Source organism: Streptomyces sp. NBC_00376 (assembly GCF_036077095.1).
Classification (GTDB): domain Bacteria; phylum Actinomycetota; class Actinomycetes; order Streptomycetales; family Streptomycetaceae; genus Streptomyces.
In genome coordinates, this window is record NZ_CP107960.1 from 811,383 (window position 1) to 835,479 (window position 24,097).

At 71.8% G+C, this 24,097-nt stretch carries 29 protein-coding genes and 1 riboswitch; of the genes, 17 read left to right on the forward strand and 12 right to left on the reverse strand.

Going from position 1 to position 24,097, the window contains the following annotated elements; translation table 11 throughout:
• The first annotated feature begins 21 nt into the window (after window positions 1-21).
• The 3 genes from OG842_RS03795 (at window position 22) to OG842_RS03805 (ending at window position 2,085) form a co-directional block, all read left to right on the forward strand.
• The gene (locus OG842_RS03795; RefSeq protein WP_266727410.1) at window positions 22-453 is read left to right on the forward strand and encodes a hypothetical protein; all 432 of its coding nucleotides are present in this window, start codon (window positions 22-24) and stop codon (window positions 451-453) included.
• 289 nt (window positions 454-742) lie between these two features.
• Window positions 743-1,294, forward strand: coding sequence for a VOC family protein (locus OG842_RS03800; RefSeq protein WP_266727411.1), 552 nt, complete (start codon window positions 743-745; stop codon window positions 1,292-1,294).
• A gap of 254 nt (window positions 1,295-1,548) precedes the next feature.
• Window positions 1,549-2,085, forward strand: a complete 537-nt coding sequence (locus OG842_RS03805; RefSeq protein WP_266727413.1) for a GNAT family N-acetyltransferase — start codon at window positions 1,549-1,551, stop codon at window positions 2,083-2,085.
• Window positions 2,086-2,229: 144 nt separating this feature from the next.
• Here OG842_RS03805 and OG842_RS03810 read toward each other — a convergent pair whose 3' ends face one another.
• Window positions 2,230-3,195 (reverse strand): pirin family protein, encoded by a 966-nt coding sequence (locus tag OG842_RS03810; protein ID WP_266727415.1) that lies wholly within the window; start codon window positions 3,193-3,195, stop codon window positions 2,230-2,232.
• A 178-nt stretch (window positions 3,196-3,373) separates the two neighbouring features.
• On the opposite strand from OG842_RS03810, the gene OG842_RS03815 reads away from it, so the two are divergent.
• Both OG842_RS03815 and OG842_RS03820 read left to right on the forward strand, forming a co-directional pair.
• Complete coding sequence (locus tag OG842_RS03815) at window positions 3,374-3,757, forward strand: tetratricopeptide repeat protein (RefSeq protein ID WP_266727417.1); 384 nt, start codon at window positions 3,374-3,376, stop codon at window positions 3,755-3,757.
• Window positions 3,758-3,835: 78 nt separating this feature from the next.
• Window positions 3,836-4,342 carry a GNAT family N-acetyltransferase gene (locus OG842_RS03820; RefSeq protein WP_266727419.1) on the forward strand — a complete coding sequence of 169 codons (507 nt, stop codon included), beginning with the start codon at window positions 3,836-3,838 and terminating at the stop codon, window positions 4,340-4,342.
• An 81-nt stretch (window positions 4,343-4,423) separates the two neighbouring features.
• Here OG842_RS03820 and OG842_RS03825 read toward each other — a convergent pair whose 3' ends face one another.
• Together OG842_RS03825 and OG842_RS03830 are read right to left on the reverse strand one after the other, a co-directional pair.
• Window positions 4,424-5,197, reverse strand: coding sequence for a CbtA family protein (locus tag OG842_RS03825; protein ID WP_266727421.1), 774 nt, complete (start codon window positions 5,195-5,197; stop codon window positions 4,424-4,426).
• Between the two features lie 27 nt (window positions 5,198-5,224).
• On the reverse strand, window positions 5,225-5,440 hold the full coding sequence (locus OG842_RS03830; RefSeq protein ID WP_124720415.1) for a CbtB domain-containing protein: 216 nt from the start codon (window positions 5,438-5,440) through the stop codon (window positions 5,225-5,227).
• A 3-nt stretch (window positions 5,441-5,443) separates the two neighbouring features.
• A riboswitch (adenosylcobalamin (AdoCbl) riboswitch) is annotated at window positions 5,444-5,592 on the reverse strand.
• A 109-nt stretch (window positions 5,593-5,701) separates the two neighbouring features.
• On the opposite strand from OG842_RS03830, the gene OG842_RS03835 reads away from it, so the two are divergent.
• From OG842_RS03835 to OG842_RS03845, 3 genes are all read left to right on the forward strand, one after another.
• Window positions 5,702-6,313 (forward strand): histidine phosphatase family protein, encoded by a 612-nt coding sequence (locus tag OG842_RS03835; RefSeq protein ID WP_266727423.1) that lies wholly within the window; start codon window positions 5,702-5,704, stop codon window positions 6,311-6,313.
• 41 nt (window positions 6,314-6,354) lie between these two features.
• The gene (locus OG842_RS03840) at window positions 6,355-6,591 is read left to right on the forward strand and encodes a hypothetical protein (protein WP_266727425.1); all 237 of its coding nucleotides are present in this window, start codon (window positions 6,355-6,357) and stop codon (window positions 6,589-6,591) included.
• Between the two features lie 266 nt (window positions 6,592-6,857).
• Window positions 6,858-7,082, forward strand: coding sequence for a hypothetical protein (locus tag OG842_RS03845; RefSeq protein WP_266727426.1), 225 nt, complete (start codon window positions 6,858-6,860; stop codon window positions 7,080-7,082).
• A 289-nt stretch (window positions 7,083-7,371) separates the two neighbouring features.
• On the opposite strand, the gene OG842_RS03850 is transcribed toward OG842_RS03845, so the two are convergent.
• Complete coding sequence (locus tag OG842_RS03850; protein WP_266727427.1) at window positions 7,372-8,811, reverse strand: dihydrolipoyl dehydrogenase family protein; 1,440 nt, start codon at window positions 8,809-8,811, stop codon at window positions 7,372-7,374.
• A gap of 114 nt (window positions 8,812-8,925) precedes the next feature.
• On the opposite strand from OG842_RS03850, the gene trxA reads away from it, so the two are divergent.
• Window positions 8,926-9,297: a thioredoxin gene (gene trxA / locus OG842_RS03855; RefSeq protein WP_266727428.1), complete on the forward strand. Its 372-nt coding sequence runs from the start codon at window positions 8,926-8,928 to the stop codon at window positions 9,295-9,297.
• Window positions 9,298-9,409: 112 nt separating this feature from the next.
• On the opposite strand, the gene OG842_RS03860 is transcribed toward trxA, so the two are convergent.
• Together OG842_RS03860 and OG842_RS03865 are read right to left on the reverse strand one after the other, a co-directional pair.
• On the reverse strand, window positions 9,410-9,796 hold the full coding sequence (locus OG842_RS03860; protein WP_323185699.1) for a hypothetical protein: 387 nt from the start codon (window positions 9,794-9,796) through the stop codon (window positions 9,410-9,412).
• A gap of 95 nt (window positions 9,797-9,891) precedes the next feature.
• Window positions 9,892-10,914 (reverse strand): LacI family DNA-binding transcriptional regulator, encoded by a 1,023-nt coding sequence (locus OG842_RS03865; RefSeq protein ID WP_266727431.1) that lies wholly within the window; start codon window positions 10,912-10,914, stop codon window positions 9,892-9,894.
• 49 nt (window positions 10,915-10,963) lie between these two features.
• Here OG842_RS03865 and OG842_RS03870 point away from each other — a divergent pair, with 49 nt between their 5' ends.
• The 3 genes from OG842_RS03870 to OG842_RS03880 all read left to right on the forward strand — a co-directional run bounded on the left by OG842_RS03870 (window position 10,964) and on the right by OG842_RS03880 (window position 13,397).
• A complete protein-coding gene (locus tag OG842_RS03870; protein ID WP_266727433.1) occupies window positions 10,964-11,182 on the forward strand; it encodes a hypothetical protein in 219 nt (72 codons plus the stop codon).
• Window positions 11,183-11,321: 139 nt separating this feature from the next.
• Complete coding sequence (locus OG842_RS03875) at window positions 11,322-12,836, forward strand: flotillin family protein (RefSeq protein ID WP_266727435.1); 1,515 nt, start codon at window positions 11,322-11,324, stop codon at window positions 12,834-12,836.
• Between the two features lie 93 nt (window positions 12,837-12,929).
• Window positions 12,930-13,397, forward strand: a complete 468-nt coding sequence (locus OG842_RS03880; protein ID WP_266727437.1) for a type II toxin-antitoxin system PemK/MazF family toxin — start codon at window positions 12,930-12,932, stop codon at window positions 13,395-13,397.
• On the opposite strand, the gene OG842_RS03885 is transcribed toward OG842_RS03880, so the two are convergent.
• The gene (locus OG842_RS03885; RefSeq protein ID WP_266727439.1) at window positions 13,382-14,233 is read right to left on the reverse strand and encodes a TIGR02452 family protein; all 852 of its coding nucleotides are present in this window, start codon (window positions 14,231-14,233) and stop codon (window positions 13,382-13,384) included. The two genes, OG842_RS03880 and OG842_RS03885, sit on opposite strands and share 16 nt — an antisense overlap.
• 147 nt (window positions 14,234-14,380) lie before the next feature.
• On the opposite strand from OG842_RS03885, the gene egtA reads away from it, so the two are divergent.
• The 4 genes from egtA to egtD are packed head-to-tail and all read left to right on the forward strand — an operon-like array spanning window position 14,381 to window position 18,754.
• The gene (gene egtA, locus OG842_RS03890; protein WP_266727441.1) at window positions 14,381-15,700 is read left to right on the forward strand and encodes an ergothioneine biosynthesis glutamate--cysteine ligase EgtA; all 1,320 of its coding nucleotides are present in this window, start codon (window positions 14,381-14,383) and stop codon (window positions 15,698-15,700) included.
• Window positions 15,697-17,040 (forward strand): ergothioneine biosynthesis protein EgtB, encoded by a 1,344-nt coding sequence (gene egtB / locus OG842_RS03895; protein ID WP_266727443.1) that lies wholly within the window; start codon window positions 15,697-15,699, stop codon window positions 17,038-17,040. Before egtA ends, egtB begins: the two co-directional genes overlap by 4 nt.
• A complete protein-coding gene (gene egtC / locus OG842_RS03900) occupies window positions 17,040-17,795 on the forward strand; it encodes an ergothioneine biosynthesis protein EgtC (RefSeq protein WP_266727445.1) in 756 nt (251 codons plus the stop codon). The genes egtB and egtC overlap by 1 nt, the downstream gene beginning before the upstream one ends.
• Window positions 17,792-18,754, forward strand: coding sequence for an L-histidine N(alpha)-methyltransferase (egtD, locus tag OG842_RS03905; protein WP_266727446.1), 963 nt, complete (start codon window positions 17,792-17,794; stop codon window positions 18,752-18,754). The genes egtC and egtD overlap by 4 nt, the downstream gene beginning before the upstream one ends.
• On the opposite strand, the gene OG842_RS03910 is transcribed toward egtD, so the two are convergent.
• From OG842_RS03910 to OG842_RS03920, 3 genes are all read right to left on the reverse strand, one after another.
• The gene (locus tag OG842_RS03910; protein ID WP_266727448.1) at window positions 18,697-19,647 is read right to left on the reverse strand and encodes a lysophospholipid acyltransferase family protein; all 951 of its coding nucleotides are present in this window, start codon (window positions 19,645-19,647) and stop codon (window positions 18,697-18,699) included. The genes egtD and OG842_RS03910 overlap by 58 nt on opposite strands.
• On the reverse strand, window positions 19,644-20,453 hold the full coding sequence (locus OG842_RS03915) for a GNAT family N-acetyltransferase (protein ID WP_266727450.1): 810 nt from the start codon (window positions 20,451-20,453) through the stop codon (window positions 19,644-19,646). Before OG842_RS03915 ends, OG842_RS03910 begins: the two co-directional genes overlap by 4 nt.
• A gap of 168 nt (window positions 20,454-20,621) precedes the next feature.
• Window positions 20,622-21,878, reverse strand: a complete 1,257-nt coding sequence (locus OG842_RS03920) for an extracellular solute-binding protein (RefSeq protein ID WP_266727452.1) — start codon at window positions 21,876-21,878, stop codon at window positions 20,622-20,624.
• 201 nt (window positions 21,879-22,079) lie between these two features.
• Between OG842_RS03920 and OG842_RS03925 the strand changes: the two genes are divergently transcribed.
• Window positions 22,080-22,295, forward strand: a complete 216-nt coding sequence (locus OG842_RS03925) for a dodecin (protein WP_093546549.1) — start codon at window positions 22,080-22,082, stop codon at window positions 22,293-22,295.
• Between the two features lie 74 nt (window positions 22,296-22,369).
• On the opposite strand, the gene OG842_RS03930 is transcribed toward OG842_RS03925, so the two are convergent.
• Together OG842_RS03930 and OG842_RS03935 are read right to left on the reverse strand one after the other, a co-directional pair.
• Entirely contained in the window at window positions 22,370-22,858 is a 489-nt protein-coding gene (locus OG842_RS03930) for a phosphatase domain-containing protein (protein WP_266727453.1), read from the reverse strand.
• A 12-nt stretch (window positions 22,859-22,870) separates the two neighbouring features.
• Window positions 22,871-23,950 carry a hypothetical protein gene (locus OG842_RS03935; RefSeq protein ID WP_266727455.1) on the reverse strand — a complete coding sequence of 360 codons (1,080 nt, stop codon included), beginning with the start codon at window positions 23,948-23,950 and terminating at the stop codon, window positions 22,871-22,873.
• Between the last annotated feature and the right edge of the window lie 147 nt (window positions 23,951-24,097).

Genomic DNA, 24,097 nt, shown 5'->3' on the forward strand with positions numbered 1-24,097 from the left:
CCCTCTCCCCCCGGGGTCCCCATGCCCGACCCGGTACGGAAGTTGCGGGTCCTGATGATGGTCCTCGGCGGCATGCAGGCCGTGCTCGGGCTCGCCCTGGTGAGCAACAGCGTGGCGATCGCCACGTCGATCTGGGGCGAGGGCGAGCCGAATCCGTGGGGCGCGACGCAGGGCGAGGCGCATTCGGGGCAGGTCGTCTTCGCGGGGATCCTCGTGCTGGCCGTCGCGGCCTGGGGCGTCATCACCGCCCTCAAGTTCCCCACCCGCAACCCCGGCCTGCGGACCTCGGCCTTCGCGTACGGCTGGACCGCCCTGCCTTTCACCGTGGTGTTCTTCGAGGTGATGCCCATTCTCGGGGTCGCCTGGCTGGTGCCCGCGATCCTCGCCCTCGTCCGACCCAACCAGCCGGAAACCCGGGCATGGTTCGGCGGACACAACGGCTCGCCACTCTGAACATCCGCACACGCCGTCGGACCGGCATGAGTACGAGAGGAATCAGTTCCAGCAGATCCCGGTCCGGCTCACCCGGATCATCACCGGCACACTCGCCCCGCACCTGGTCCGCCACCCCGAGGACACTTGGGCCCTGCACCCTCATGAGGTGCCATTGGCGACCGATGGCCCGTTCTCCCGTGGAGTCGATGCCGGCCGGTGTGTTGCCCGTTGGAACGGCTGCCCATCCCGGTGCGGGGCCGAGTGACCGGCACCGAATACTTCATTGTGACCGCAGACCCTTTCGCGAATGGAGCCGATCCCGACCATGCCGATCCACCGGCTGAACCACGCCGTGCTGTTCGTGTCCGATGTGGCGCGCAGTACGGCCTTCTACTGTGACGTCCTCGGCTTCAGGGCGCTGCCCCAGGCGTTCCCCGGGGCCGCCTTCCTTCAGGCGGCGGACTCCGCCAACGACCACGACCTGGGACTGTTCCAGGCCCGGGACACGGCGCCCGGCGGCCACCGTGCCGGGACGGTGGGGCTGTATCACCTGGCCTGGGAGGTCGACACCCTGGCCGAGCTGCGCCGTGTGCAGGCCCGTCTCACCGAGGCGGGTGCGCTGACCGGGGCGAGCAATCACGCCTCCACGAAGGCGCTCTATGCGCGTGACCCGGACGGTCTGGACTTCGAGGTGTGCTGGCTGGTCCCGGACGGGGCGGTTGTCGCCGAACTGTCGGCCATGACCTCTCCCACCCGCCCCCTGGACCTCGACGCCGAGATCGCCAGGTACGGCGCGGACACCCGCGGCGGGCCCCGCACGGACCCGACGGTGTGGCAGCACCTGACAGGACCTGCCTGAACCGGGGAGCCGGTACGGCTTGCACGCGGGCAGGAGGAGAGGGTCTCTGCCCCCGTGCAGGCCATGAGAGCCCATGACGCGATCATGATCTGGCGTTCTTGAGTCGCCGCCGAGGCCGGCCGGGCCGCCCGGCGACGGGCGGGATGCACTTCCACGTGGTTCACTCCAGGGCTGTGGGTGTACGACTGCAGTGTGAACAGGCGGCCCTCCCGCGAATCTTGATCGCTGCCGAGTCTGCTGATTGGCTGACCGGCATGACCGAGCTCGGACCCATCCCCTGGCCACCTGCCCCGATCGAGACCGGGAGACTCGTGCTCCGTGAGCCCGAGGCCCGGGACCGTGCCGCGCTCATCGAACTGCTGGCCTCGCCGGAGGTGGGCACCTACCTCGGTGGCCCTCGACCGCGTGACGAGCTCGAGCACGCGATGCCCGGGACACCCAGTCGGCGCCCCGGCCTTTTCATAGTCGATCTCGGCGGAGCGATGATCGGCCAGATCACGCTCGTCAAGGACACGGGGCATCTTCGTCAGGCTGCCGGGAAAACCGAGCTCGGCTACCTGTTCCTGCCGCAGGCGTGGGGGCACGGATACGCCGCTGAGGCATGCGCAGCGGCACTCGACTGGTTCGCCGGCGCGCTTCCCGGCGAACCGGTGGTGCTCGCCACCCAGACCGCCAACCTCCGCTCGATGCGCCTCGCGGCGAAGCTGGGGTTCATCGAGGTGGAGCGGTATGAGGCCTACGGCGCCGAGCAGTGGTTCGGCATGTGGTCCCCCGTCACATCGTCCGACTGAACTCGTGCTCGACGGCGCGGATCTGTCGAAGCGCTGCCGCGCTCCTGCCCGCGCGGGGCCTGCGCGGCAGGCCGGCCGTGCGGGCAGGCGTGGCCCTGGCGGTCAACCACCCGCTCCGGACGGGGTGGCGGCCGGGGCTCCGGTTCAGCGCACCCGACCCCGCGGCTTCAGCGCGACGGGCGGCAGTTCGGGCGCGGGCAGTCGGTCGCCGTCGTAGCCCTTCACGTCGCCGAAGCGGGAGCTCTCCATCCAGGCCTGCCTGGCCTCCTCGATCTCCTCGTGGGACCGGCCGATGAAGTTCCACCACATGACGATCTCCTCCTCGAAGGGCTCGCCGCCGAGGAGCATGAGGCCCGCGTCGCTGTCCGCGCGCAACGGGAGTTCGGTGCGGCCGCAGCCGAGGTAGAGCATGGAGCCTGGGACCACGGGCACACCGTCGACCTCGGCCTGGCCGGACATCGAGAGCACCGCGTACTCGAAGTCGGGGTCGAGCGGCAGTCGGGCCTCGGCGCCGGCGGCCAGGGCGACGTCCGCGCCGACGATCGGGGTGTACGTGGTGCCGGGCGAGGTGGTGCCGTCGAGTTCGCCCAGGATCAGGGTGGCGACGAGGCCCGGGGCGGAGACGGTCGGCAGGTCGGTGTGGTGCTGGAAATGGGGCTCGACCTGGCGGTGGGCGGCCGGCAGCGCCACCCAGAGCTGGGCGCCGTGCAGAAACCTCGCGTGGGCCTTCGGGCTCTCCTCGGAGTGGCTGATGGCCCGGCCGGAGGTCATCAGCCCCAGTTCGCGTGGCCGGATCGTGCGCAGGCTCCCGAGGCTGTCCCGGTGCAGGACCTCGCCGGCGTGCAGCCAGCTGACCGTCTGCAGGCCCATGTGAGGGTGGGGCGGCACCTGCATCCCGGGTTCGTCCGCGATGTCGTCGGGGCCGTAGTGATCGACGAAGGCCCAGGCACCGACCATCCGGCGGCCCAGGTTGGGCAGCAGCCTGCGGACCTCGGTGGACTCGCCCAGCCGGACGTGGCGGGGGGTGAGGAGTTCCCGTACGGGCTCGGCGACGACGAAGCCCCGTCCTCCGCAGACGGAGAGTGCGGCCTGGCGATCGAGATTGCTCATGGCGCTCAACCTATTCCCGAGCAGGCCCGGGAGCGCCGGTACCCACGCCGATAATTTAGTGGAATATTCAACCACCAGGTGGGGTTCAGGCAATCACAAGGAGGCCGGGCAGCGGCTCGGCCCGCGGTTGGACGAAACGGGGCACCACCCCGGCGCGGTCCGTGACCAAGGAGGTCAAGTGAGCGACACCTACTACGAGTTCGGCACGGCTGCCGACCGCTGGAACCGTGCGCAGATGTTCTTCGAGGCGAAGGAGTACATGACCGCGGCCCGGATCCTGGAGGGGCTGGTCGAGGAGGTCCCGGAGCAGGTGTCGCCGCGACTGCTGCTGGCCCGGACCTACTACCACTCGGCGCGGCTCGGAAAGGCCGAGACGGAGCTGCGGGCGGTGCTGGAGCTCGACCCGGTGGAGCACTACGCGCGGCTGATGCTGGGCCGCACCCTTGAGCGGCAGGGGCGGGGCGCGGAGGCGGCCGGTCATCTGCGGATGGCCGCGGCGTTCGCCGGTGACTTCGACTCCGGCCCGGGGCGGACGAGCACCGGGGGGTCCGTCGGCTCGTGAGCCGGGCATCGGCGCCACGGCGGCATCCCGGCAAATCGGGATGCCGCCTGCCCGCCCCGCGTGATACTTCACTCCCTCATGACCCACATCGTCACTCCGCGCCTCCTGCTCCGCCTGATGAACGGCTCCGACGCCCTGCGGGTGCTCTCGGGCACGCCGGGCGAAGGGGACCGCTGGGCACCCGGCTACCCGTCCCCCGGCGAGATGGCCGCGGCCGAGCGCTTCCTCGACACCTGTGCGACGACCGGCGATCCCAGCCCTTTCGGTTCGTACGAGATACGGCGCCGCACCGACGGGCTGGTGATCGGCGGGATGGGATTCCACGGTGCGCCGGACGAGAACGGGGAGGTCACGATCGGCTACGGCCTCGTCCCCTCGGCACGAGGGATGGGTTACGCCTCCGAGGCGCTGCGCGCCCTGCTGCTGTTCGCCCGTGAGCAGGGGGTGAGTCGTGCGCACGGTGACAGCGACCTGGACAACACCGCGTCCCAGCGCGTCATGGAAGCCGTCGGCATGCGCCTGGTGAAGCAGGACGAGCGGCTGAAGTACTACCGGATCGACTGGGGCCCGCGGCCCCAGCGGTGAGCCTGTGCGGGGCGGGACGCCGGAACTCCGCCGGGAGGTCCCGGCGGGATTCCGGTCGTCGGCCCGCGTGGGCGGTGCCGGTCAGCCGGCCGCGGTGGCCGCCCGTCCGGCGCCGCCGTTCGCGGTGGTGACGGCGCCGGTGCCCGGCGCGAGCAGCCGGTCCGTCAGATAGCCGAAGAGAAGCCCGAAGGCCACCCAGAGGGTGGTCTGCACGGCGAGGGTGCTCAGACGGAACTCCCACAGCAGTGCGGCCGGGAAGTCCTTGCCGACCTCGTTGTACGAGGGCAGGAACGCGCAGGCGAGCCCGATCACCAGGACGTACGCGGCGGATGCCGTGATCGTCGCGTTCCAGTTGCCCAGGCGGGGAGCCAGCCGTTTGCCGAGGATGACCGCGGCGACGGCCAGCAGCACACTGAGGGCGACCATCAGGAAGAACAGGGCGGTACGCCGGCCGATGGTGTCGGGGTTGCCGACGGCCGGCGGGTTGGCCGGGTACTTCAGGAACGGGACTACGTACACCGTCAGCAGGGCCGCACCCGCGATCAGTGCGGCCGTGGCCCGCGGGCCGAATCTGCCGATCCGGCCGAGGGCGTAACAGAAGACGAGGGCGGCGATGCCGCCGATCGCGACGCCGAAGACCAGTACACCGGTGGCGAGGCCTGCGGTGGACTGCATGGTTCGGCTGACCAGTTCCTCGCCGCCGTCATGGTGGTGGCTGTGCGATTCCTCCAGGGCGATGGCCGCGTCCACACGCGACTCACCGAGGAAGTAGGCGACCAGCAGGGCGAGCGCGCCCGCGGCGAGGCCGGCCAGCATGCCGCGGACGAGCAGGGCTCTGACAGATATGGAGTTCATGAGGTTTCCCCAGGATCGGACGGTACGTCAGTGGCAGGGGAAACCGAGGAGGTGGCGGCCGTCGTGGACCCACTCGTGGACACCTTCGCCGGAGATGACCGCGGTGGCGCCCTGTTCGGCGCCGACGAAGTACAGCAGCACGAGCATGAGAATGCCGAAGAAGACCGCCCAAGGGGCGATGGCCTTCAGGGAGATGGGAGTGATCGCCGGTACGGCGGTGGCGGGGGCAGCAGTCTGTGCCATGGCAGAACCTCCTGAGGGAACACGCGTCCCGATCGTGGTGCCTGAGACGTAGGTGCTGGGTCTGACTTCCCGCGCGGAGACGGGTTCACAGTGGCGCGACCGTGCCGGATTCTCACCGGACTTCCGTCGCACCTACGTCATGCTCGTCGTGACGATACTCCTTGGGGGCAGCCCCCTGCCATGGTGCCGACGGCGGCCGGACCGTCCTGATGCCATGGTGGACACACCCATGGGGCCAGAGTTCAGGGAGTTGACCGGGTCATGACCGTACAGGTGATGTTGATCTCACCGGCGCTCAACGCCGCGCTGCGGGAGGCCCGTTTCGACGGTGACGCGCCGCTCGACGCGGCCGGGGCCCGCCGGGCGCGGGCCGTCGCCGCGGCGGTGCCCGCCGCCGACCGGTATCTGCGTGGGCCGTCCGAACGGTGCGCCGGGACCGCCGACGCGTTGGGGCTCCGCGCCGAACCCGAACCGGCTGTCCGTGGCTGGGACATGGGCCGGTGGAGCGGTCGGCGGCTGGCAGCGGTGAGCACGGCCGAGCCGGAGGCGGTGTCGGCCTGGCTGACCGATCCGTCGGCGGTTCCCCACGGCGGCGAGTCCCTGCTGGATCTCTGCCTCCGGGCCGAACACTGGCTGGAGACGGTGGGGACGACGGAGTCCGCCGAGGGCACCGGAGGCCACCGTGTGCTGGGCGTCGTCGAACCCGCGGTGGTACGGGCGATGATGGTGGCGGCACTCGCTCTGCCCGTGGAGGCGTTCTGGCGGCTGGACGTCGCCCCGCTGACGCTGACCGCGCTCAGCGGGCGTTCCCGCCGGTGGAACCTGCGGTGCGGACAGCCGTTGTCCCCCGCGCCCGACCCCGCCCTGCAGTAATCCGTTTGCGGAACAGTCGGGTGGAAATGCAGGCTTGCGCGGTGATTGTCGAGCTGGCTCCCTGCTTTCTGGCCTGGGACGATGTGGACCCCGCCCGTCACCCCTTCGACAGCGCGTCGGCGCCACAGGTGGTGCGGTCCCTCGGGCCCGCCGATCGGATGCCCGGCCGCCCCGGCGTTCCCGACGGGACCCCGGCGACGAGTGACTGGAGCCGGAGAAGGGGCAAGCCCTGGGCGGATGCCATGGCGTCCGCCCTCGCCGAGCACTACGGCCGCTGACCCTGGGCTGGCGCTGGGCGCACGACGAAGGCGACTTCGACGGAGGACCCGTCGGGAACTGGTGCTGCCCGAGGCACTCGATCACCTTCCCTCGAACCCCCCTGCGGACAAGGCGACTTGAATCTCCACCACATCGACGGGCCCGATGTCTTCGGCCCGCGCGAGGCCGGACCGCTGCTGGGGCCCGAGGGCCTGGACCGGCTGCATCCGGGGCCCGCCGGGCATCCCGTCGTCGCCGGCCGGTTCCCCGCGGCGCCTACGCGGCCTTGCGCGCGGACTTCCCCGAGCCGGCCCCGTGGTGGGGGTGCCTGGGCGTCGGCGATCTGACGGCCCGCCGGATCTCGGTTCTGCTCCCCCGCCACGGCGGGCTCGACCTGCTGCTCTCGGCCTTCAGCCAGGTCGACGCCCCGGAGGCGCTGATCGTGGTGCAGGCGCCGGTCGGTCCCGCCGAGGCTTCGGCTTCGGCGAAGAAGGAACGCAGTTCCGCGTAGTGCTGATCGGCACGCGCGTCGTCGAGCTGCTGCACCGGGGCGAAGGAGGACGGGACGGCGCGGCTGCTGGTCAGTCACGGCCTCGGCGCCGTCGCGCGGATCGCGGACGGCACCGCGGTACTGCGGAACGGTTCGGCCGTGACGACGGGACCGACGTCCATACTGCTCACCGCACCCCAACCCCCGTAGAGCCGAGCCTTGTTGGAGGCATTCATGCCGCCCTCACCGCCCCGCCGTGCACCGAGTCACCGCTCGCCGCCGCCCTCACCACCGGCCCGCCCCCGGGCGGTTACGCGTCCCGGTACGCCTCCAGCAACCGCAGCCAGACCTCGCTGATCGTCGGGTACGCGGGAACGGCGTGCCAGAGCCGGTCGATGGGGACCTCGCCCGCGACCGCGATCGTCGCCGAGTGCAGCAGCTCGCCGATGCCCGGCCCGACGAAGGTGACGCCGAGCAGGATCTCCCGGTCGAGGTCCACGACCATGCGGGCACGGCCCCGGTATCCGTCCGCGTACAGGCCGGAACCGGCCACCGCGGCGAGGTCGTGATCGACGGCCCGGACCCGGTGGCCGGCCCGCTCGGCCGCGGCGAGGGTGAGGCCGACCGAGGCCGCCTCCGGGTCGGTGAAGACGACCTGGGGGACGGCCGCGTGGTCGGCGGTGGCCGCGTGGGCGCCCCAGTCGGTCCCCAGCAGCGGTGCCCCGGCGGCTCGGGCGGCGATCGCGGCACCCGCGATGCGTGCCTGGTACTTGCCCTGGTGGGTGAGGAGCGCCCGGTGGTTGACGTCGCCGACCGCGTAGAGCCAGGTGGAGCCGTCGACGCGGCAGCTGTCGTCGACGGTGAGCCAGCTGCCGGGCTCCAGGCCCACCGTTTCGAGTCCGAGGTCCTCGGTGCGCGGGGCCCGGCCGGTGGCGAAGAGGATCTCGTCGGCCTCGATGTGATCACCACCGTCCAGTTCCACGGTGACCGGGCCGTCCGGGACCGCTCGCCGTACGGCGGCGACCGAGACCCCGGTACGGATGTCGGCGCCCGCCTCGGTGAGCGCCTGCCCGACCAGCTCGCCGGCGAAGGGCTCCATCTTCGGCAGGAGGCCGCTGCCGCGGATCAGCATCGTCACCCGGGCCCCGAGGGCCTGCCAGACGGTGGCCATCTCCACGCCGACCACGCCGCCGCCGACGATCACGAGGCGGCCGGGCACCTTCTTGGCGCTCGTCGCCTCCCGGCTGGTCCAGGGGCGGGCCGCGTCGATGCCGGGCAGGTCGGGGACGACGGCGCGGCTGCCGGTGCAGACGGCGACGGCGTGGCGGGCGGTGAGCCGGTGCTCGGTGCCGTCGGGCGCGGTGACGGAGACCGCCTTCTCGCCGGTGAGCCTGCCTTGGCCCCGGTAGATGTCCGCGCCGATGCCCTCCAGCCAGGCGACCTGCCCGTCGTCCTTCCAGTGCGATGCGTACGCGTCACGGTGGGCGAGGACCGCGGCGGTGTCCAGCGGCCCCTGCACGGCGTCGCTGAGGCCCGGGACGCGGCGGGCGTCGGCGCGGGCGACCACCGGGCGCAGCAGGGCCTTGCTGGGCATGCACGCCCAGTAGGAGCATTCGCCGCCGATGAGTTCCGCCTCGACGACCGCGGTGCTCAGTCCGGCGGCTCGGGCCCGGTCGGCGACGTTCTCGCCCACCGGACCTGCCCCGATCACCACGACGTCGTACTCGGCGTTCAGTGAAGGATCTGTCATGGGGACAGTCTGGTCGGGGGTGTGCGCGGCGGCCACATGGGCAGGCGGAATAGCGCAGGTGCACACACCGTTGTCGGGACAGGTCCGAGCGGGCACAGGAAGAGGTATCAGACAATGAGCACCATTGAGCTCACCAAGGAAAACTTCGATCAGGTCGTCAGTGACAACGACTTCGTCCTGATCGACTTCTGGGCTTCCTGGTGCGGCCCGTGCCGGCAGTTCGCGCCGGTCTATGACGCGGCGTCGGAGCGCCACGACGACCTGGTCTTCGCCAAGGTCGACACGGAGGCCCAGCAGGAGCTGGCGGCGGCCTTCGAGATCCGCTCCATTCCCACGCTGATGATCGTCCGGGAGAACGTGGCGGTGTTCGCGCAGCCCGGAGCGCTGCCGGAGGCGGCGTTGGAGGATGTGATCGGGCAGGCGCGGAAGCTGGACATGGATGAGGTCCGCAAGTCGATCGAGGAGCAGCAGAAGGGCCAGCAGTAGGCTCCACGCTCCTGGCGCTTCGTGCGCGCCCCGCGTTCTGCGCGCGGGGGGACGGGCCCGGCCGACCCGGCCGGGCCCTTCGCCGTGCCCGGCCGGGGCCGGGGGCGCTGCCTCAGCGGTCGGAGCCGGTCCCGGCGTCCGTCTCCTTGACCCGGGCCGAGAGGCCGAAGGACAGCTCGGCGCCGTCGACGAGCAGCGCCTCGACCGCGTGTGTCTCGGGGTCGATGTCGGCGACGACGCCCTCGCCTGAATACCGGGGGTAACCCGACGCGCCCGTCTCACCGGTCGCCGACACGACCGCCGAGCGGACGGCCCCGCCGGGCTCGGTGACCTCTGCCTCGGCCTCGGACCCGGCGGCCTCGGACCCGGCAGCTTCAGGCGCAGTGGCCTCGGGCCCGGCGGCCTCGGATTCGGTGGCGCCGGATTCCGCCGCGCCGGTGGTGGTCTCCTCGGCGAATCGCGGGACCAGCAGGATCTCGTAACTCTGCGGATGGCTCATGGTCATGACGCTAGGCATGCGGCGGGTGGGGCGCACGTTGCCGCGCTGGGGCGCGGTGCGGTCCGGCCGCCGCGCCCGGCCCCGCCCCCGGCGCCTCAGGCCGACTCGCGCCCGACCGCCCTGACCCGCAGCAGGTCGTGGTGCTCGGGTGCGCCGCCGGGGTTCCGTACCAGCCTGTCGACGAGGTCCGCCAGTGGCTGGGCCGTGGCCAGCTCCATCCGTACGGTGCTGAGCCGGGGCCGCAGCAGCCTGCCCAGCATCAGGTCGTCGGCACCGATCACGGCGGCCTCGCGGGGCACGTCGATGCCCGCGTCCTGAAGGGCCCGCATCAGGAGCATCGCGTATTCGTCGTTGTAGGCGAACACGGCGTCGAGGTCCAGGGTGCGCCAGCGGGCGGCGAGCCGGGCGGCCGACTCCTCGTCGTACCGCAGCGGCAGTGGTTCGGCCCGCGCCCCATGGAGCTGCGCGGCCTGCCGGGCCCCGGTCAGCCGGGGCTCGGCGAACAGGGCGAGGCCGCTCTCCTCGGGCATGACCACGCCGATGCGGCGCCGGCCGCGTTCCAGCAGATGGCCGACCGCGCAGCTGCCCACCTCCCGCTGGTCCATCACCAGTGCGTGGGCGCCGGGCACCGGCCGGGGACCGAGGGTGATCACGGCCTTGGCCCCGGATCGCCTGAGCACCGATATCCCCTGCGGGCCGAGGGGGATCGTGCCGGGGGCGATCACTGCGACGGGGCGGAGTTCGGCCCAGGCGCGGGGGGCGTCGTCGGGGTCCAGGCCGGTGCTGCCGTACTGGACGACGGTGTAGTCGAGGCGGCGCAGCCCCGATTCCAGGTCGTGGAAGAACCGTTGGTGCAGCGGACCGGTCGGGAAGGCCACGGTGGGCAGGAGCACCATGCGGGTGTGTCCGGCGCGCAGGCTCCGTGCCGCCGCGTGCGGTACGTAACCCAGTTCGGTGGCCGCTTCCCTGACCCTGCGGCGGGTGGATTCGCTGATCCGTACGGTGGAGCTGTTGTTCAGCACGTACGAGACGGTGGCCCGGGAGACCCCGGCGAGCCGTGCGACATCGGCGCTGGTGGGGACGGGGCGCTGGGTGGGCTGGTTCGGTAACTGGCTCATGGCGTCCGGCAGTCTTCCAGACCCGCCGTGCGTGGGTACGCTCCGGGGCATGGATGATTCCTCGATGGTGGGGCTGCTCGGCCGGGTGACCGGGACGGTGGGGCCGGGACTGGTCGGCGAGGTGATGGTACAGATCCGGGGCGGCGCCGAGCACTTTCTCGCGCATCCGGCCTCCGGGCAGGAGCACATCGAGGTGGGCACGGTGGTGACGGTGGTCGAGCACCTGCCGCCGCGCACGGTCTATGTGGCTCCCGCGTACGGGAGTTGAGGCCCGAGCGGGGGGTTCTTGACGGATTTCTTCGTCAAGGATTCGGCAAGGATCCGCACGCGTCTTCTGCACCGTCGCGAGCAGGAGAAGACTCCCCCGTGTTCAGCGGTGCCGGCGGGGTGCCGCGATAAGGGGGCGCATGCCGATGGTCATCGGCGTCACGGCGGGTCTCGTACTCGCCGCCATCATGGTGTTGTTCGGCCTGTTCAAGCTGATGTGGCGGGTGGCCGAACCGAACGAAGCACTGGTCATCTCGGGTTCCAAGCACAAGACCGAGGGCCTGGGACAGGGCATGGGGTTCCGGATCGTCACCGGTCACGGCACCCTCGTCCTGCCCGGGGTCCAGGCCGTGCGGAAGATGTCCCTGGATCTCAACGAGACCGAGCTCTCCGTCGATTGCGTCACGCATCAGGGGATTCCGCTGCGGGTGCGGGGCGTCGTCATCTTCAAGGTGGGCGACGACTTCGTGTCGATCGCCAACGCGGCCCGGCGCTTCCTCGATCAGCAGAAGCTGATGTCGGAGCGGGTCCACAACGTCTTCGCCGGTCATCTGCGTTCCATCGTGGGCGGGTTGACGGTCGAGGACATGATCCGGGACCGGGAGAAACTCACCGGGCAGACCCGGGCCGCGTGCGGGACCGAGATGGAGAAGCTCGGGCTCATCGTCGATTCGCTCCAGATCCATGAGATCGAGGACCCGACGGGCTACATCAAGAACCTGGCGATGCCGCATGCGGCGGCCGTTCAGCGGGACGCCCGCATCGCGCAGGCCGAGGCCAACCGGCTGGCCACCGAGGCGGAGCAGCAGGCCGCCGCCCGGATGTCGGAGGCGACCCGGGACAGCGAGATCCTGCAGGCCGGCTACCAGGCCGAGCGCGACAAGGCGGCGGCCAGCTCCCGCCAGGCGGGCCCGCTCGCCGACGCGGCGGCCCGGCAGGAGGTGGTGGTCCAGGAGACCCGGGTCGCCGAACTGGAGGCCCAGCGGCGCGAGCAGCAGCTCCAGGCCGATGTCCGAAAGCCTGCGGACGCCGCGGCGTACGAGAAGCGCACCCTGGCCGAGGGCGAGCGCGACGCCCGGATCTCGGCCGCCGAGGCGAAGGCGCGGGAGACGGAGCTCGCCGCGGTCGCGGAGGCCAATCGCGTCAAGACGGCGGCGCTCGCGGAGGCCGAGGCCACGAAGGCGCGCGGCGCGGCGTCCGCGACGGCGACCAGGGCCACGGGTGAGGCGGAGGCCGCCGCGGCTCAGGCCAAGGGGCTGGCGGAGGCGGAGGCGGCCCGCGCCAAGGGCCTTGCCGAGGCGGAGGCGATCAAGGCCAGGGCTGCGGCCCTGGCAGAGAACCAGGAGGCTGTCGTCGCCCAGCAGTTGGCCGAGAAGTGGCCCGAGATCGTCCAGGCGGGCGCGGGTGCCTTCGGCAGTGTCGACCACATGGTGCTGCTGAACGGGGCCGACGGCATGTCGGACATGTTCGCGAAGGCGCTGACGATGGGCGGCACTGGCCTGGGGCTCGCCCGGCAGTTGCTGGCCACGATGGGCCAGAACGACCCGGCGCGGCCGGACCCGCAGACGAACGGGGCGGCTCCGGCCGCCCCGCCCTCGCCGCGGAAGCAGCGGATCGCGGTGACGGATGATCAGGAGGGCGGCTCGCCCGCCTGACCGGTCCGGGCGGCGGTCGCCGGTGCGTTCCCGGTCCGGGCGCGCACCGGCCCCGCTCCACGGAATCGGCCGTACAGGTCCTACGGTGTGGGGATGACCATCCAGCACCGTGACGACAGCATCGACACCTCGGCTGACTTCCCCGGCCGCACCGGCGCGACCGCCACCTCGGAGGCCGACCCGCGCGACGTGGGGCCGGTCCGCACCTCGTACGCCCCCGACCGGGACGGCGACCCCGACCCCGGCGAGATCGTCTGGACGTGGGTGCCGTTCGAGGAGATGGACGGGCGCGGCAAGGACCGCCCGGTCCTGGTGGTGGCCCGCGAGGCGGCGGGCACACTGCTCGCCGTGCAGCTCTCCAGCAAGCAGCACGACCGGGACCGCGAGTGGGTGGCGCTCGGGGCCGGTCCCTGGGACAGCTCCGGCCGTCCTTCGTGGGTCGATCTGGACCGGGTCCTGCGGGTGCACGAGGACGGGATGCGGCGTGAGGCGTGTGCGCTGGACCGGAACAGGTTCGAACTGGTCGCGGGTCGGCTGCGGGAGCTCTACGGCTGGCAGTAGGGCCCCGGAAGGCCCTGGTCGAACGTCCGGCTGAAGGCGGACCGGGTGGCTGATTCGGGGCTGCGGTCGAGGATGCCGAAGACGATCTGCTCGAAGTGCCCGGCGAATCTGCCGCCGTCCAGGAGCAGCGCCCGGAACGCCCCCGCCACCTGCGCCGGATCGTTGCGGAACACCCCGCAGCCCCAGGCGCCCAGCACCAGCCTGCGGTACCCGCGCACCGCCGCGACCTCCAGCACCCGCTCCGCCCGGGACGCGAGCGCGGCGGGGATGCGGTGGGCCTCCTCGGGGGTGCGGCTGCGGATGACTCCGGCGTTGGGCGCCGGGGAGGTGAGGAAGCCGGCGGTGTACGGGGTGTCGAGCAGCCGTCCGCGGTCGTCGCGGAACACCGGCACGCCCGGTGAGTGAATCACCCGGTCGGTGTAGAAGGCGCTGCTTTCGGCGCGGTGGTGGGCGTAGTACTCCGGGGCACGCAGCAAGGTGGCGTACAGGGCGGAGCCCCGGCACAGCGCCTCCTCCTGGGCCTGTGCGCCGTTGAGATATCCGCCGCCGGGATTGCGGGCGGAGGCGTAGTTCAGGACGGCGACCTTGCCGGGGCCCTCGCCGGTCATCCGGCGCGCCGCCCGGAGGCTGCTCTCGTCGGTGACCTCGACGGCCGTGGTGCGGTCGGAGTCGAGTGCCGCGACCGGAACCGGCTCGGGGCCGTACAGCCTGGTTCCCGAGAGTGCGGTGGTCAGGGCCCGTTCGATACTCACCTCGCGCCCGTCCGGCGCGCGGTAGCGGCCCGCCTCGACGATGGCCTCGGTCTCACGCGCGATGCCGCGCAGTCGTGCGCTCATCGGTACTCCCCCGTGTGGTGCATACGGGGCATGTTCGGCGCTCCGGCGGTACGGACGCAACCGGATTTCCGATCCGAAGGGCGCCCTTGTGCGATCCATCCACAGGGGTTTGGGTGGTGGGGAGGCACCGACAGAAGGAGGCCCGGCATGTCGTCCGACACCCCCGGGGACCACGGTCCGCCCGGCCATTCCCCGCCCCTCGGCGAGGGTGAGGCGGAGGATTTACTGCGCTGCATCTGCTTCAAGACGGGACCGCCCCGAAGGGTCGGCGTGGAACTCGAATGGCTCATCCACGACCGGGATCAACCCCGCGTCCCGGTCCCGCACCACCGCCTCGAAGCAGCCGCCGACATCCTCCGGGCACTGCCCCTGAGCGCGGCCCTCACCTTCGAGCCCGGCGGCCAGCTGGAGCTCAGCTCGCGCCCCGCCGATTCCCTGATGGCGTGTATCGATGCCACCGCCGCCGATCTCACCGCCGTACGTGACGCCCTGGACCGGGTGGACCTCGTGCCGGTGGGTCTCGGCGTCGACCCGTGGCACCCGCCGCGCCGTCTGCTGCACGAGCCCCGCTACGACGCCATGGAGGTCGCGTTCGACCGGTCGGGACCGGCCGGTCGCGCCATGATGTGCACCACCGCGTCCGTCCAGGTGTGTCTGGACGCCGGGGAGGAGGAGCCCGGTCCGCTGGGCTACGGGCGGCGCTGGCAGCTGTCCCATCTGCTGGGCGCCGTCCTGGTGGCGGCGTTCGCGAACTCGTCCTTCCGGCTCGGCCGTCCGACGGCCTGGCGGTCCACCCGGCAGTCGCTCTGGGCCGACCTCGATCCCTGGCGGCCCCTGGCGCCGCGCGGCCTGCTGCCACCGCGCGACGCGTGGGCGGCGCATGTGCTGGACAACCCGGTGATGTGCATCCGCAGCGACGGGGGCCCCTGGCCCGTGCCGGAGGGGCTGTCGTTCCGCGAGTGGATCCGGACCGGCGCACCCAGACCACCGGTGCGCGCCGATCTCGACTACCACATCAGCACGCTCTTCCCGCCCGTGCGCCCGCGCGGTCACCTGGAGCTACGCATGATCGACGCACAGCACGGTGCGGACGGGTGGCTGGTGCCGCTCGCCGTCACCACTGCCCTGTTCGACGACGCGGAGGCCGCCGAGACCGTGTACCGCACCGTGAAACCGCTGGCCGAGACGGCCGGGGCGGAGCCGGCGCCGCGCAATCCGCTCTGGGTCGGCGCGGCCCGCGACGGCCTGGCCGATCCCGAACTGCGGGCCGCGGCGGTCACCTGCTTCGGGGCCGCGCTGGAGGCGCTGCCCCGGATGGGGGCCACGAAGGCCGTGCAGGACGCCGTGGCCGACTTCAACGAACGTTTCGTCGCCCGGGGCCGATGTCCCGCCGACGATCTTCCCGAACTGCTCGCGCCGGGCTCGCCCGGCGGTCCGGGCCGCCCCTGGGAGGGGTCCCGCTCATGAACGATTCCGCCACGCCCACCGGATCCGCGCCCCAGGGGGCGGACCCCGAGGCGCTCCGGCAGCGCGCTCTTGCCGCGCTGCTCACCGCCCGGGAACGCACCGCACTGCTCACCGACAGTGTGGACGACACCGAGTTGACCGCCCAGCACTCGCCGTTGATGTCCCCGCTGGTCTGGGACCTCGCGCACATCGGCAATCAGGAGGAGCTGTGGCTGCTGCGCGCGGTGGCCGGGCGGGAGGCGATGCGCCCGGAGATCGACGGGCTGTACGACGCCTTCGAGCATCCCCGGGCGACCCGCCCCTCGCTGCCGCTGCTGGCCCCGGCCGAGGCGCGCTCGTACGCCGCGGAGGTACGCGGCCGGGCTCTCGACGTCCTCGACGGCACCGCACTGGACGGTGCCCGCCCACTGGTGCGGTCCGGGTTCGCCTTCGGGATGATCGCCCAGCACGAACAGCAGCACGACGAGACGATGCTGATCACCCACCAGCTCCGGTCGGGTCCGGCCGTACTGACCGCACCCGTGCCACCTTCCCCCACGGAAGCGGCGGGCCTTCCGGCCGAAGTCCTGGTCCCCGGAGGCCCGTTCACCATGGGGACGTCCACCGAGCCCTGGGCCCTGGACAACGAACGCCCGGCGCACGTGCGCGACATACCGGGCTTCTTCATCGACACGACCCCGGTCACCTGCGGTGCGTACCAGGCGTTCATCGAGGACGGCGGCTACACGGAGCGGCGCTGGTGGGCGCCCGAGGGGTGGGCGATGGTCCGTGAGCACGAACTGGCCGCTCCCCTCTTCTGGCACCGGGACGCCGGTCAGTGGCTGCGCCGTCGTTTCGGGGTCACCGAGGCGGTGCCCGGCAATGAACCGGTGCTTCATGTCAGCTGGTACGAGGCCGACGCGTACGCCCGCTGGGCCGGGCGCCGGCTGCCCACGGAGGCCGAGTGGGAGAAGGCGGCGCGCCACGACCCGGCGTCCGGGCGTTCGCGGCGCTATCCCTGGGGCGACGAGGACCCGTCCCCCGAGCTGGCGAACCTGGGTCAGCGCCATCTGCGGCCCGCACCGGCCGGGGCATACCCGCATGGCCGGTCGCCTCATGGTGCACGGCAGTTGATCGGCGATGTGTGGGAGTGGACGTCGAGCGACTTCCTCGCCTACCCCGGTTTCTCCCCGTACCCGTACCGCGAGTACTCCGAGGTGTTCTTCGGGCCGGCCCACAAAGTGCTGCGCGGCGGTTCGTTCGCCGTGGACCCGGTGGCGTGCCGGGGGACTTTCCGCAACTGGGACCTGCCGGTGCGCCGGCAGATCTTCTCCGGTTTCCGTACCGCGAGGGATGCCTGATGTGTCGTCACATCGCATACCTGGGACCGCTCGTGCCCCTCGGTGAGCTGCTGACGCGGCCGCCGCACTCGCTCGTGCGCCAGTCCTGGGAACCGAGACACCAGCGCTACGGGACCGTCAACGCGGACGGCTTCGGCGTGGGCTGGTACGCGGACGGCGATCCGGTGCCCGGGCGCTACCGGCGCCGGGGCCCGGTCTGGGGCGACGAGACCTTCGCCGACCTGGCCAGGGTGGTGCGCAGCACGGCGCTGCTCGCCGCCGTCCGTGACGCCACCGAGGCGGGCGCCGACGGCGAGGCGGCGGCCGCGCCGTTCGCCGCCGGGCCGCTGCTGTTCAGCCACAACGGTGCGGTGAAGGGCTGGCCGCACTCCGTGGCCCCGCTCGCCGCGACGCTGCCGCCGGCCGAACTGCTCACCCTCACCGCGCGCTGCGACTCGGCCCTCGTCTGGGCCCTTGTGCGGCGCCGTCTGGCCGACGGCGACGAACTGCCGCAGGCCGTCTCCGACACCGTGCTCGACGTGGCCGCCGCGGCACCGGAGTCCCGGCTGAACCTGCTGCTCACCGACGGCACGACGATCGTGGCGACGGCCTGGGGCGACACCCTGTCGTATCTCACCGGGCCGGGCCTGCGCACGGTCGTGGCCTCCGAGCCGTACGACGACGATCCGCGCTGGCGCACGGTCCCCGACCGCACATTGCTGACGGCCACCCGCGCCGACGTACTGCTGACCCCGCTCAAGGAGCCCACCGAGTGAGTCCCTTTCTGCTGACCCGCACCCTGCCGGTGGACGCGACGGACGCGGCGCTGCGCGCCGACGTGCTGCACGGTCTGACCCGGCACCCGAAGACACTGCCGCCCAAGTGGTTCTACGACGCGCACGGCAGTGAACTGTTCGAGGAGATCACCCGGCTGCCCGAGTACTATCCGACCCGCGCCGAGCGGGAGATCCTGATCGACCGCGCCGACGAGATCGCGCGGGCCTCCGGGGCACGGACCTTGATCGAGCTGGGGTCCGGCTCGTCCGAGAAGACCCGGCATCTGCTGGACGCGCTGCCCGCGCTGCACAGTTACGTGCCGGTCGATGTGAGCGAGAGCGCGCTGCGCGGGGCGGCCGAGTCGCTGCTCGCGCAGCGGCCCGAGCTGTCCGTGCACGCCCTGATCGCCGATTTCACCGGCGGTCTGGCGCTGCCGGGCACCCCGGGTCCCAGACTGATCGCGTTCCTGGGCGGCACGGTCGGCAATCTGCTGCCTGCCGAGCGCGCCGTGTTCCTGAAGTCCGTACGGTCGCTGCTCTCCCCCGGCGACGCGCTGCTGCTCGGCACTGACCTGGTGAAGGAGGAAAAGGTGCTGGTCGCCGCGTACGACGATGCGGCGGGGGTGACCGCGGAGTTCAACAGGAACGTGTTGCGGGTCGTGAACCGGGAACTGGGGGCGGACTTCGACCCCGCCGGTTTCGATCACGTGGCGTTCTGGGACCCGGGGCACGAGTGGATCGAGATGCGGCTGCGGGCCCGTCGGGCGCACACCGTGAAGATCCCGGAGCTGGATCTGGTGGTGCCCTTCGAGGCCGGCGAGGAGTTGCGTACGGAGGTGTCGGCCAAGTTCCGCAAGGAGGGTGTCCGGGCGGAACTGGACGCGGCCGGGCTGCGGCTGGATCAGTGGTGGACGGATTCCGGCGGCCGGTTCGCGCTCTCGTTGGCGACGGCGGTCTGAGCGCGGCGGGCCAGGTCACGGCGGTCCGGCCGGCCGGCTGCCGGGATCAGCGGCAGTACGCGGATCTCGGCGGTCAGGCCGGCCGCCGTCACCACCCGCCACAACGAGGCGACGAGCGGATCGTCGCCGACGAACGCGGCTGCACCGGCCGGTTCGTTGTGTTCCGTCGGGGCGTTGCGTTCCGACGGGGTGTCATGTTCCGTCGGGGCGTTGTGTTCCACCGGTTCGTTGTGCCCCGTCCGGCCTGTCCCGGTGCGCCGGGGCGGCGTGGCGCGGTAGGCGATGCGTACCGGCCGGACCTCGGCGTCCGCGTCGATCGCGGCCTGGAAGGCGGCGGGTGCGAACCGGCCTCCGGGGCCGCGCCCGCACCAGGTGGTGCCTTCCGGGAAGACGACCACACGCGAACCGCCGCGCAGCGCCGCCCCGATGGTGCGCACGGTCGTGGGCAGGGCGCGCAGACGGTCGCGCTCGACGAAGAGCGTGCCGCCGAGTGCGGCGAGCGGGCCGAGCAGCGGCCAGCCGCGGATCTCGCTCTTGGCGAGCATCCGGCCGGGGAACACGGCGGCGACGAGCGGGATGTCCAGCCATGAGATGTGGTTCGCGACGACGAGCGTGCCCGTCGTGCCGAGGGCCCCGGCGGGTTCCACAGGGGCACCGACGATTCTTACCCGCACCCCGAAGGCACGCACGACACCGTACGCCCAGCGCCGGATCAGCCGTTCCCGTCGTGCCGCGCCGAGCAGTGCCACGAACGGGGCGCCCAGCGCCCCGGCCATGATGCACAGGCATCCGGCGAGCAGCAGGGCCGCGGCGGCCGGGCGGCACCGCACGCGGCCGTCGTGACCGGCGCAGGCGCCCGGGGTGCAGGGGGCGGTGGGCAGCCAGGGGTTCATCGCAGCGGGGCGAGGGCGAGGAAGTGGCGCAGGTAGCGGGGGTCGGTGCGGCGCAGCGACAGCAGTACGTACAGGTCGGCGACGTTGAAGTCGGGATCGTGGGCGGGCGCCCCGCACACCCAGGCACCGAGGCGCAGATAGCCCCGGAGCAGCGGGGGCAGCGTGGCGAGCCCGGTGGGCGGGACCGCCTGGGCGGCCGTGGTGGGCTGCCAGAGGCGGTGCGGGGTGACCCAGTGGTCCTCGGGTGCCAGGTGCTTCGTCCGTACGGTCTCCCACGCGCCGGCCGCCGCGGTGCCTCCGTCGGCGAGAGGGATGGAGCAGCAGCCGGCCAGCCAGTTGTGGCCGGTGCGTTCCATGTAGCGGGCGAGTCCGGCCCAGATCAGTGCTATGACGGCGCCGTCGCGGTGGGCCGGGTGGACGCAGGAGCGTCCGACCTCGACCAGGTCGTCGCGGATCGGGCCGAGCCGGCCGAGGTCGAACTCGCTCTCCGCGTAGAGGCGTCCGGCGATCCGGGCCCGGTCGGGCGGCAGCACGCGGTAGGTGGCGACGACGTCGCCGGTGGTCTCCTCCCGGACCAGCAGGTGGTCGCAGTACGCGTCGAACGCGTCGCTGTCCAGGCCGGGTTCGGGTCCGTCGAGCCTGGCGCCCAGCTCACCGGCGAAGACCAGGTGGCGCAGCCGTTGGGCGGCGCGGACCTCGTCCTGGTCGGCGGCGAGGGACACCCGGTAGCGCGGCGGGGCGGGGGCGACGGGCTGCGCGGGAACGACGGGCGCGGTGGGGAGGGAGGTGACGGGCAGCGCGTTCATGACGGTCTCCGGGGACGGATCGGCAAGGGCGGCCGCCGGGCCGCCGCACTGGATGCGAAGGCCCGGCCCCTTACTTCTTCCGTGACCGGCTGGATTCGACATGACCGCTCGGGAGAGCCGAAATGTGCGAAGGCTGAATCCCGGGGGCGGCCGGGTGTGTCGTGCGGGTCAGTTCGCGGTGAGCTTGGAGGTGATCTTCGCCGAGGCGGTCCTCGCCGCACGCTGCGGGTCTCCGCCCTCCAGCACCGCCGTCATGTACGGCTTGATCGGGTTGTCGGCCTCCACGTCCGCCCACTGCGGCGAGTTGGGGGTCGCCCGGCCCTTCGTGGCGCCGCGGGCCATCGCCGCGGTGCCTTCCTGGCCCAGGATGACGCGGGCGAGGTCGGGCTTGTTGGGCACGTAGCTCATCGTTCTGGCGAGTTCTTCCTGCCACTTCCGGCCCGCCAGCGCCTTGACCACTTCGATGCCCTCGGCGCGCTGGTCCGCCTTGTCCGGGACGATCAGGTCGGACCCGCCGGTGAAGACGGAGCCGGGCTCATTCGCGGTCTTGCCCGGGATCGGGAAGTAGCCGAGTTTTCCCTTGAGTTCGGGATTCTTCTTCTCGATCTGCGCGACGGTGCCGGGCACCGAGATGATCTGTGCGACATTCCCCTCGGCGAACACGTCGGCCTGCGGGGGCTTTTCCTCGTCGGCGTCCTTCGGTCCGTCACCGAGCGCCTGGAGTTCCTTGTAGAAGCTCATGCCCCGCAGCGCGGCGGGACTGTCCAGGGCGCCTTCCCACTGGCCGCCCTTCTCCTCGGCGAGTTCGCCGCCCTCGTCCCAGATGAATCCGGCGAGGACATACCAGTTCTGGCCCGCGAGGTAGATCCCCTGATTTCCGTTCCGGTTCAGCTGCCGGCTGTCCGCGATCCACTCGTCCCGGGTCTTCGGCGGGTTCTTTATGCCTGCCTGCTCGAAGAGTTCCTTGTTGTAGATCACCACTCGGTTGGCCGCGTACCAGGGAATGCCGTACTGCATGCCGCCGATGCTGCCGGGGTCGGCGAGGCCGGGCAGCCAGTCCTCGCTGCCGAGGTCACGTACGGACTCCAGGGTGAGATCGCGCAGGCCGCCGCTCTCCGCGTACTGGGCGACCTGAGTGTTGCCGACCTCGATGACGTCCGGGGTGTCCTCGCCCTTGAGTGCGCCGGTGACCTTCGGGCCGATTCCGCTCCAGCTCTGGAACTTGAACTCCAGCTCGACGGACGGGTGCTCGTCCTTGTACGCCTTGGTGAACCGCTTCAGGAAATCGGCGGAGACGCTGTCCTTCATCAGCCAGATCGTGACCTTCTTGCTGCCGGACGCCTCCGATCCGGAGAGCAGGCCACATCCCCCCAGGGCAAAAGTGGAGACGAGCGCGACGGCTCCGACGAGTATGCGGTTCTTCACCAGGTTCACCTTCTGCGAAACGGCACGGCTTAATTCAGGACCCGGTGTGGGGGACTGCGGGCGGCGCTCGCACGGGCGTGGCTGGATTTTGGTATGGACCATTGATTTGGTCAAGCGCCGTTCACAGCGCATTCTCCACTTCGATCTCTCGCGGACTCGGGCCGGTTGGGGCACCGTAGTAAGGACGAGAGGAGACATAAGATGTCAAATCACACCTACCGGGTCACCGAAATCGTCGGAACCTCGCACGAGGGCGTGGACGACGCCATCCGCAGAGGCGTCGCAAGAGCTTCTGAAACGTTGCACAATCTCGACTGGTTCGAGATCACTCAAGTGCGTGGCGAGATCAAGGACGGCCGGGTGGAGCACTACCAGGTTGGCTTGAAAGTGGGCTTCCGGCTCGACGAGACGAGCTGACACCCGCCACCCCGCACCGCCGCCGCGGCGCGACCGGACCGCGGCCGCGTCCGTCCGGTCGCACGCCGCCGGGTTCAGGTACGGCCCTCTCGCTCCTGCGCGTCCCGCAGAGCGGCCGACGCCTTCGCCCAGCGGGCCCGTACCACGGTGAAACCGGCCTGCTCGGCCGCGTCACAGACGAGTTCGTCGTCATCGACCAGCATCCGGATCTCACGCTCCCGGCCCAGCCGCTTCAGGATTTCCAGCTTGGTGTGCCGGGCCGGCCTGCGGTCGCCGTCGCGGCGCATGTACACGCGCCCCTCGGGCAGTCCCTGTTCCGCCAGCCAGGCAACGGTGTCCCGGCGGCACCTCTCGGGCCGGCCGGTGAGGTACCTGACCTCGCAGCTCCCGGCGCTGTCGAGTGCCAGCCGTACGCCTTCGGCGAGCGGCGGGTCGTCGACGGCCGCGGCGAAGAAGCCGTCCCAGTCGCGCCGGCGCCCCTCCAGGTAGTGCTGCCGGTGGCCGCTGTCCGCGAGCGTGCCGTCCAAGTCGAATACGGCCAGGGGCCGATGGTCGCTTCTCACACCCCCAGCAAATCAGACCAGCGCGGCCACCAGCAGCAGTACGACGACGACCCCGGCCACCACCGCGGCCACCCTCAGCGACCTGCGTCTCGACCAGACCGGAAGCACCTGCGGACCGTCGGGTCCGGGAAAGACATGGAAGACGTGGTCGGGATCGTCCGGGATCGTGACCGCCACCAGTTGCAGCCACCCGATCTCGGCCCGTCTGGCCACCTCGTCCGGCCGGGGCGCGAGTGCCGATTCGACGGCCTCGACGTGGGCGGGGTCCAGCGCCTCGGGTATCGGCTCGCCGGCCGAGGTCAGCGTGGCCCGCTGCCACGCACCGGCGCGTCCGGCCTGCTGGCGGACCCGCAGCGGCGGTGCCGGGTCCGGCAGTTTCACCGTGTTCCGCTGTGGCGCGTGCCCGACCGAGCCGCCCGTCCACAGGGTGACCAGGCCCGTTCCGTCGCACGGGGTGTGTTCCGTCGACCTCTCGCCCTCGCAGACCGGGCAGTCCCGGAATCCGGTGTCGTCGCACTTCGGGCACTTCTTGGTGCCCCACCCCTGACATTGCGGGCAGGCGGTGCGGGGCTTGCGGCACTTCAGGCAGGTGGTCCGTCCGGCCGCGCCCCGTTCCCGCGACGATCCGGCCGGCGCCCGGTCCTTGCGGCGTTCGCCCGTGCCGTCGCACCAGGTGCACGGCTCCACACCCTTGCAGGCCGGGCACAACGGTCCGGTCTCGCAGCGCAGTTTCCCCTTGGCCCGGCAGCGCGAACAGGGCTGCCGTCCTTCGTCGCAGCCGCAGGCCACCGTCCGTACGGAACCGTGGAGCACGAGCTCCACCTTCCGCGACCGGGCCGGATCCTTCGGCGGTTCGACCGGATGGTCGCCGAGCTCCCCTTCGTACGTCTCCCGTCCGGATATGTCGCACTTGCCGGGTCTGGACTCCGGGTGCGTGCTACGGGTCTCCACGGAGCGGACGATGCTCAGGTCGAGCATCGGAAGCCGGGTGATGTCGGCGCCGGTCCGCCGCAACTGCGGCCCCTGCCCCGGGCGGCCGATGTGCCGGGCGACCGCTTCGAGAATGTCGTCCTCGGACAGCGAGTCGGCCATGACGGCGCTTCCACCTCCTCCCCGGCAGGCATGCCTGCGCGCACGACGCAGCGTACGGTCGGCACCGCCGGAGGCTCAAGAGGGCCGCACGGGCAAGCCCATGGGCGCCGCGCCCGGCACTCGTCGTTCACCGCGCGCACCCGCTCG

What these genes read in the sequence shown, in the direction of transcription:
- OG842_RS03795 (WP_266727410.1), top strand. Translation starts at nt 22, where the DNA reads ATGCCCGACCCGGTACGGAAGTTGCGGGTCCTGATGATGGTCCTCGGC.
- OG842_RS03800 (WP_266727411.1), top strand. Translation starts at nt 743, where the DNA reads ATGGAGCCGATCCCGACCATGCCGATCCACCGGCTGAACCACGCCGTG.
- OG842_RS03805 (WP_266727413.1), top strand. Translation starts at nt 1,549, where the DNA reads ATGACCGAGCTCGGACCCATCCCCTGGCCACCTGCCCCGATCGAGACC.
- OG842_RS03810 (WP_266727415.1), bottom strand. Translation starts at nt 3,195, where the DNA reads ATGAGCAATCTCGATCGCCAGGCCGCACTCTCCGTCTGCGGAGGACGG.
- OG842_RS03820 (WP_266727419.1), top strand. Translation starts at nt 3,836, where the DNA reads ATGACCCACATCGTCACTCCGCGCCTCCTGCTCCGCCTGATGAACGGC.
- OG842_RS03825 (WP_266727421.1), bottom strand. Translation starts at nt 5,197, where the DNA reads ATGAACTCCATATCTGTCAGAGCCCTGCTCGTCCGCGGCATGCTGGCC.
- OG842_RS03830 (WP_124720415.1), bottom strand. Translation starts at nt 5,440, where the DNA reads ATGGCACAGACTGCTGCCCCCGCCACCGCCGTACCGGCGATCACTCCC.
- OG842_RS03835 (WP_266727423.1), top strand. Translation starts at nt 5,702, where the DNA reads ATGACCGTACAGGTGATGTTGATCTCACCGGCGCTCAACGCCGCGCTG.
- OG842_RS03850 (WP_266727427.1), bottom strand. Translation starts at nt 8,811, where the DNA reads ATGACAGATCCTTCACTGAACGCCGAGTACGACGTCGTGGTGATCGGG.
- trxA (WP_266727428.1), top strand. Translation starts at nt 8,926, where the DNA reads ATGAGCACCATTGAGCTCACCAAGGAAAACTTCGATCAGGTCGTCAGT.
- OG842_RS03860 (WP_323185699.1), bottom strand. Translation starts at nt 9,796, where the DNA reads ATGAGCCATCCGCAGAGTTACGAGATCCTGCTGGTCCCGCGATTCGCC.
- OG842_RS03865 (WP_266727431.1), bottom strand. Translation starts at nt 10,914, where the DNA reads ATGAGCCAGTTACCGAACCAGCCCACCCAGCGCCCCGTCCCCACCAGC.
- OG842_RS03870 (WP_266727433.1), top strand. Translation starts at nt 10,964, where the DNA reads ATGGATGATTCCTCGATGGTGGGGCTGCTCGGCCGGGTGACCGGGACG.
- OG842_RS03875 (WP_266727435.1), top strand. Translation starts at nt 11,322, where the DNA reads ATGCCGATGGTCATCGGCGTCACGGCGGGTCTCGTACTCGCCGCCATC.
- OG842_RS03880 (WP_266727437.1), top strand. Translation starts at nt 12,930, where the DNA reads ATGACCATCCAGCACCGTGACGACAGCATCGACACCTCGGCTGACTTC.
- OG842_RS03885 (WP_266727439.1), bottom strand. Translation starts at nt 14,233, where the DNA reads ATGAGCGCACGACTGCGCGGCATCGCGCGTGAGACCGAGGCCATCGTC.
- egtA (WP_266727441.1), top strand. Translation starts at nt 14,381, where the DNA reads ATGTCGTCCGACACCCCCGGGGACCACGGTCCGCCCGGCCATTCCCCG.
- egtB (WP_266727443.1), top strand. Translation starts at nt 15,697, where the DNA reads ATGAACGATTCCGCCACGCCCACCGGATCCGCGCCCCAGGGGGCGGAC.
- egtC (WP_266727445.1), top strand. Translation starts at nt 17,040, where the DNA reads ATGTGTCGTCACATCGCATACCTGGGACCGCTCGTGCCCCTCGGTGAG.
- OG842_RS03910 (WP_266727448.1), bottom strand. Translation starts at nt 19,647, where the DNA reads ATGAACCCCTGGCTGCCCACCGCCCCCTGCACCCCGGGCGCCTGCGCC.
- OG842_RS03915 (WP_266727450.1), bottom strand. Translation starts at nt 20,453, where the DNA reads ATGAACGCGCTGCCCGTCACCTCCCTCCCCACCGCGCCCGTCGTTCCC.
- OG842_RS03925 (WP_093546549.1), top strand. Translation starts at nt 22,080, where the DNA reads ATGTCAAATCACACCTACCGGGTCACCGAAATCGTCGGAACCTCGCAC.
- OG842_RS03935 (WP_266727455.1), bottom strand. Translation starts at nt 23,950, where the DNA reads ATGGCCGACTCGCTGTCCGAGGACGACATTCTCGAAGCGGTCGCCCGG.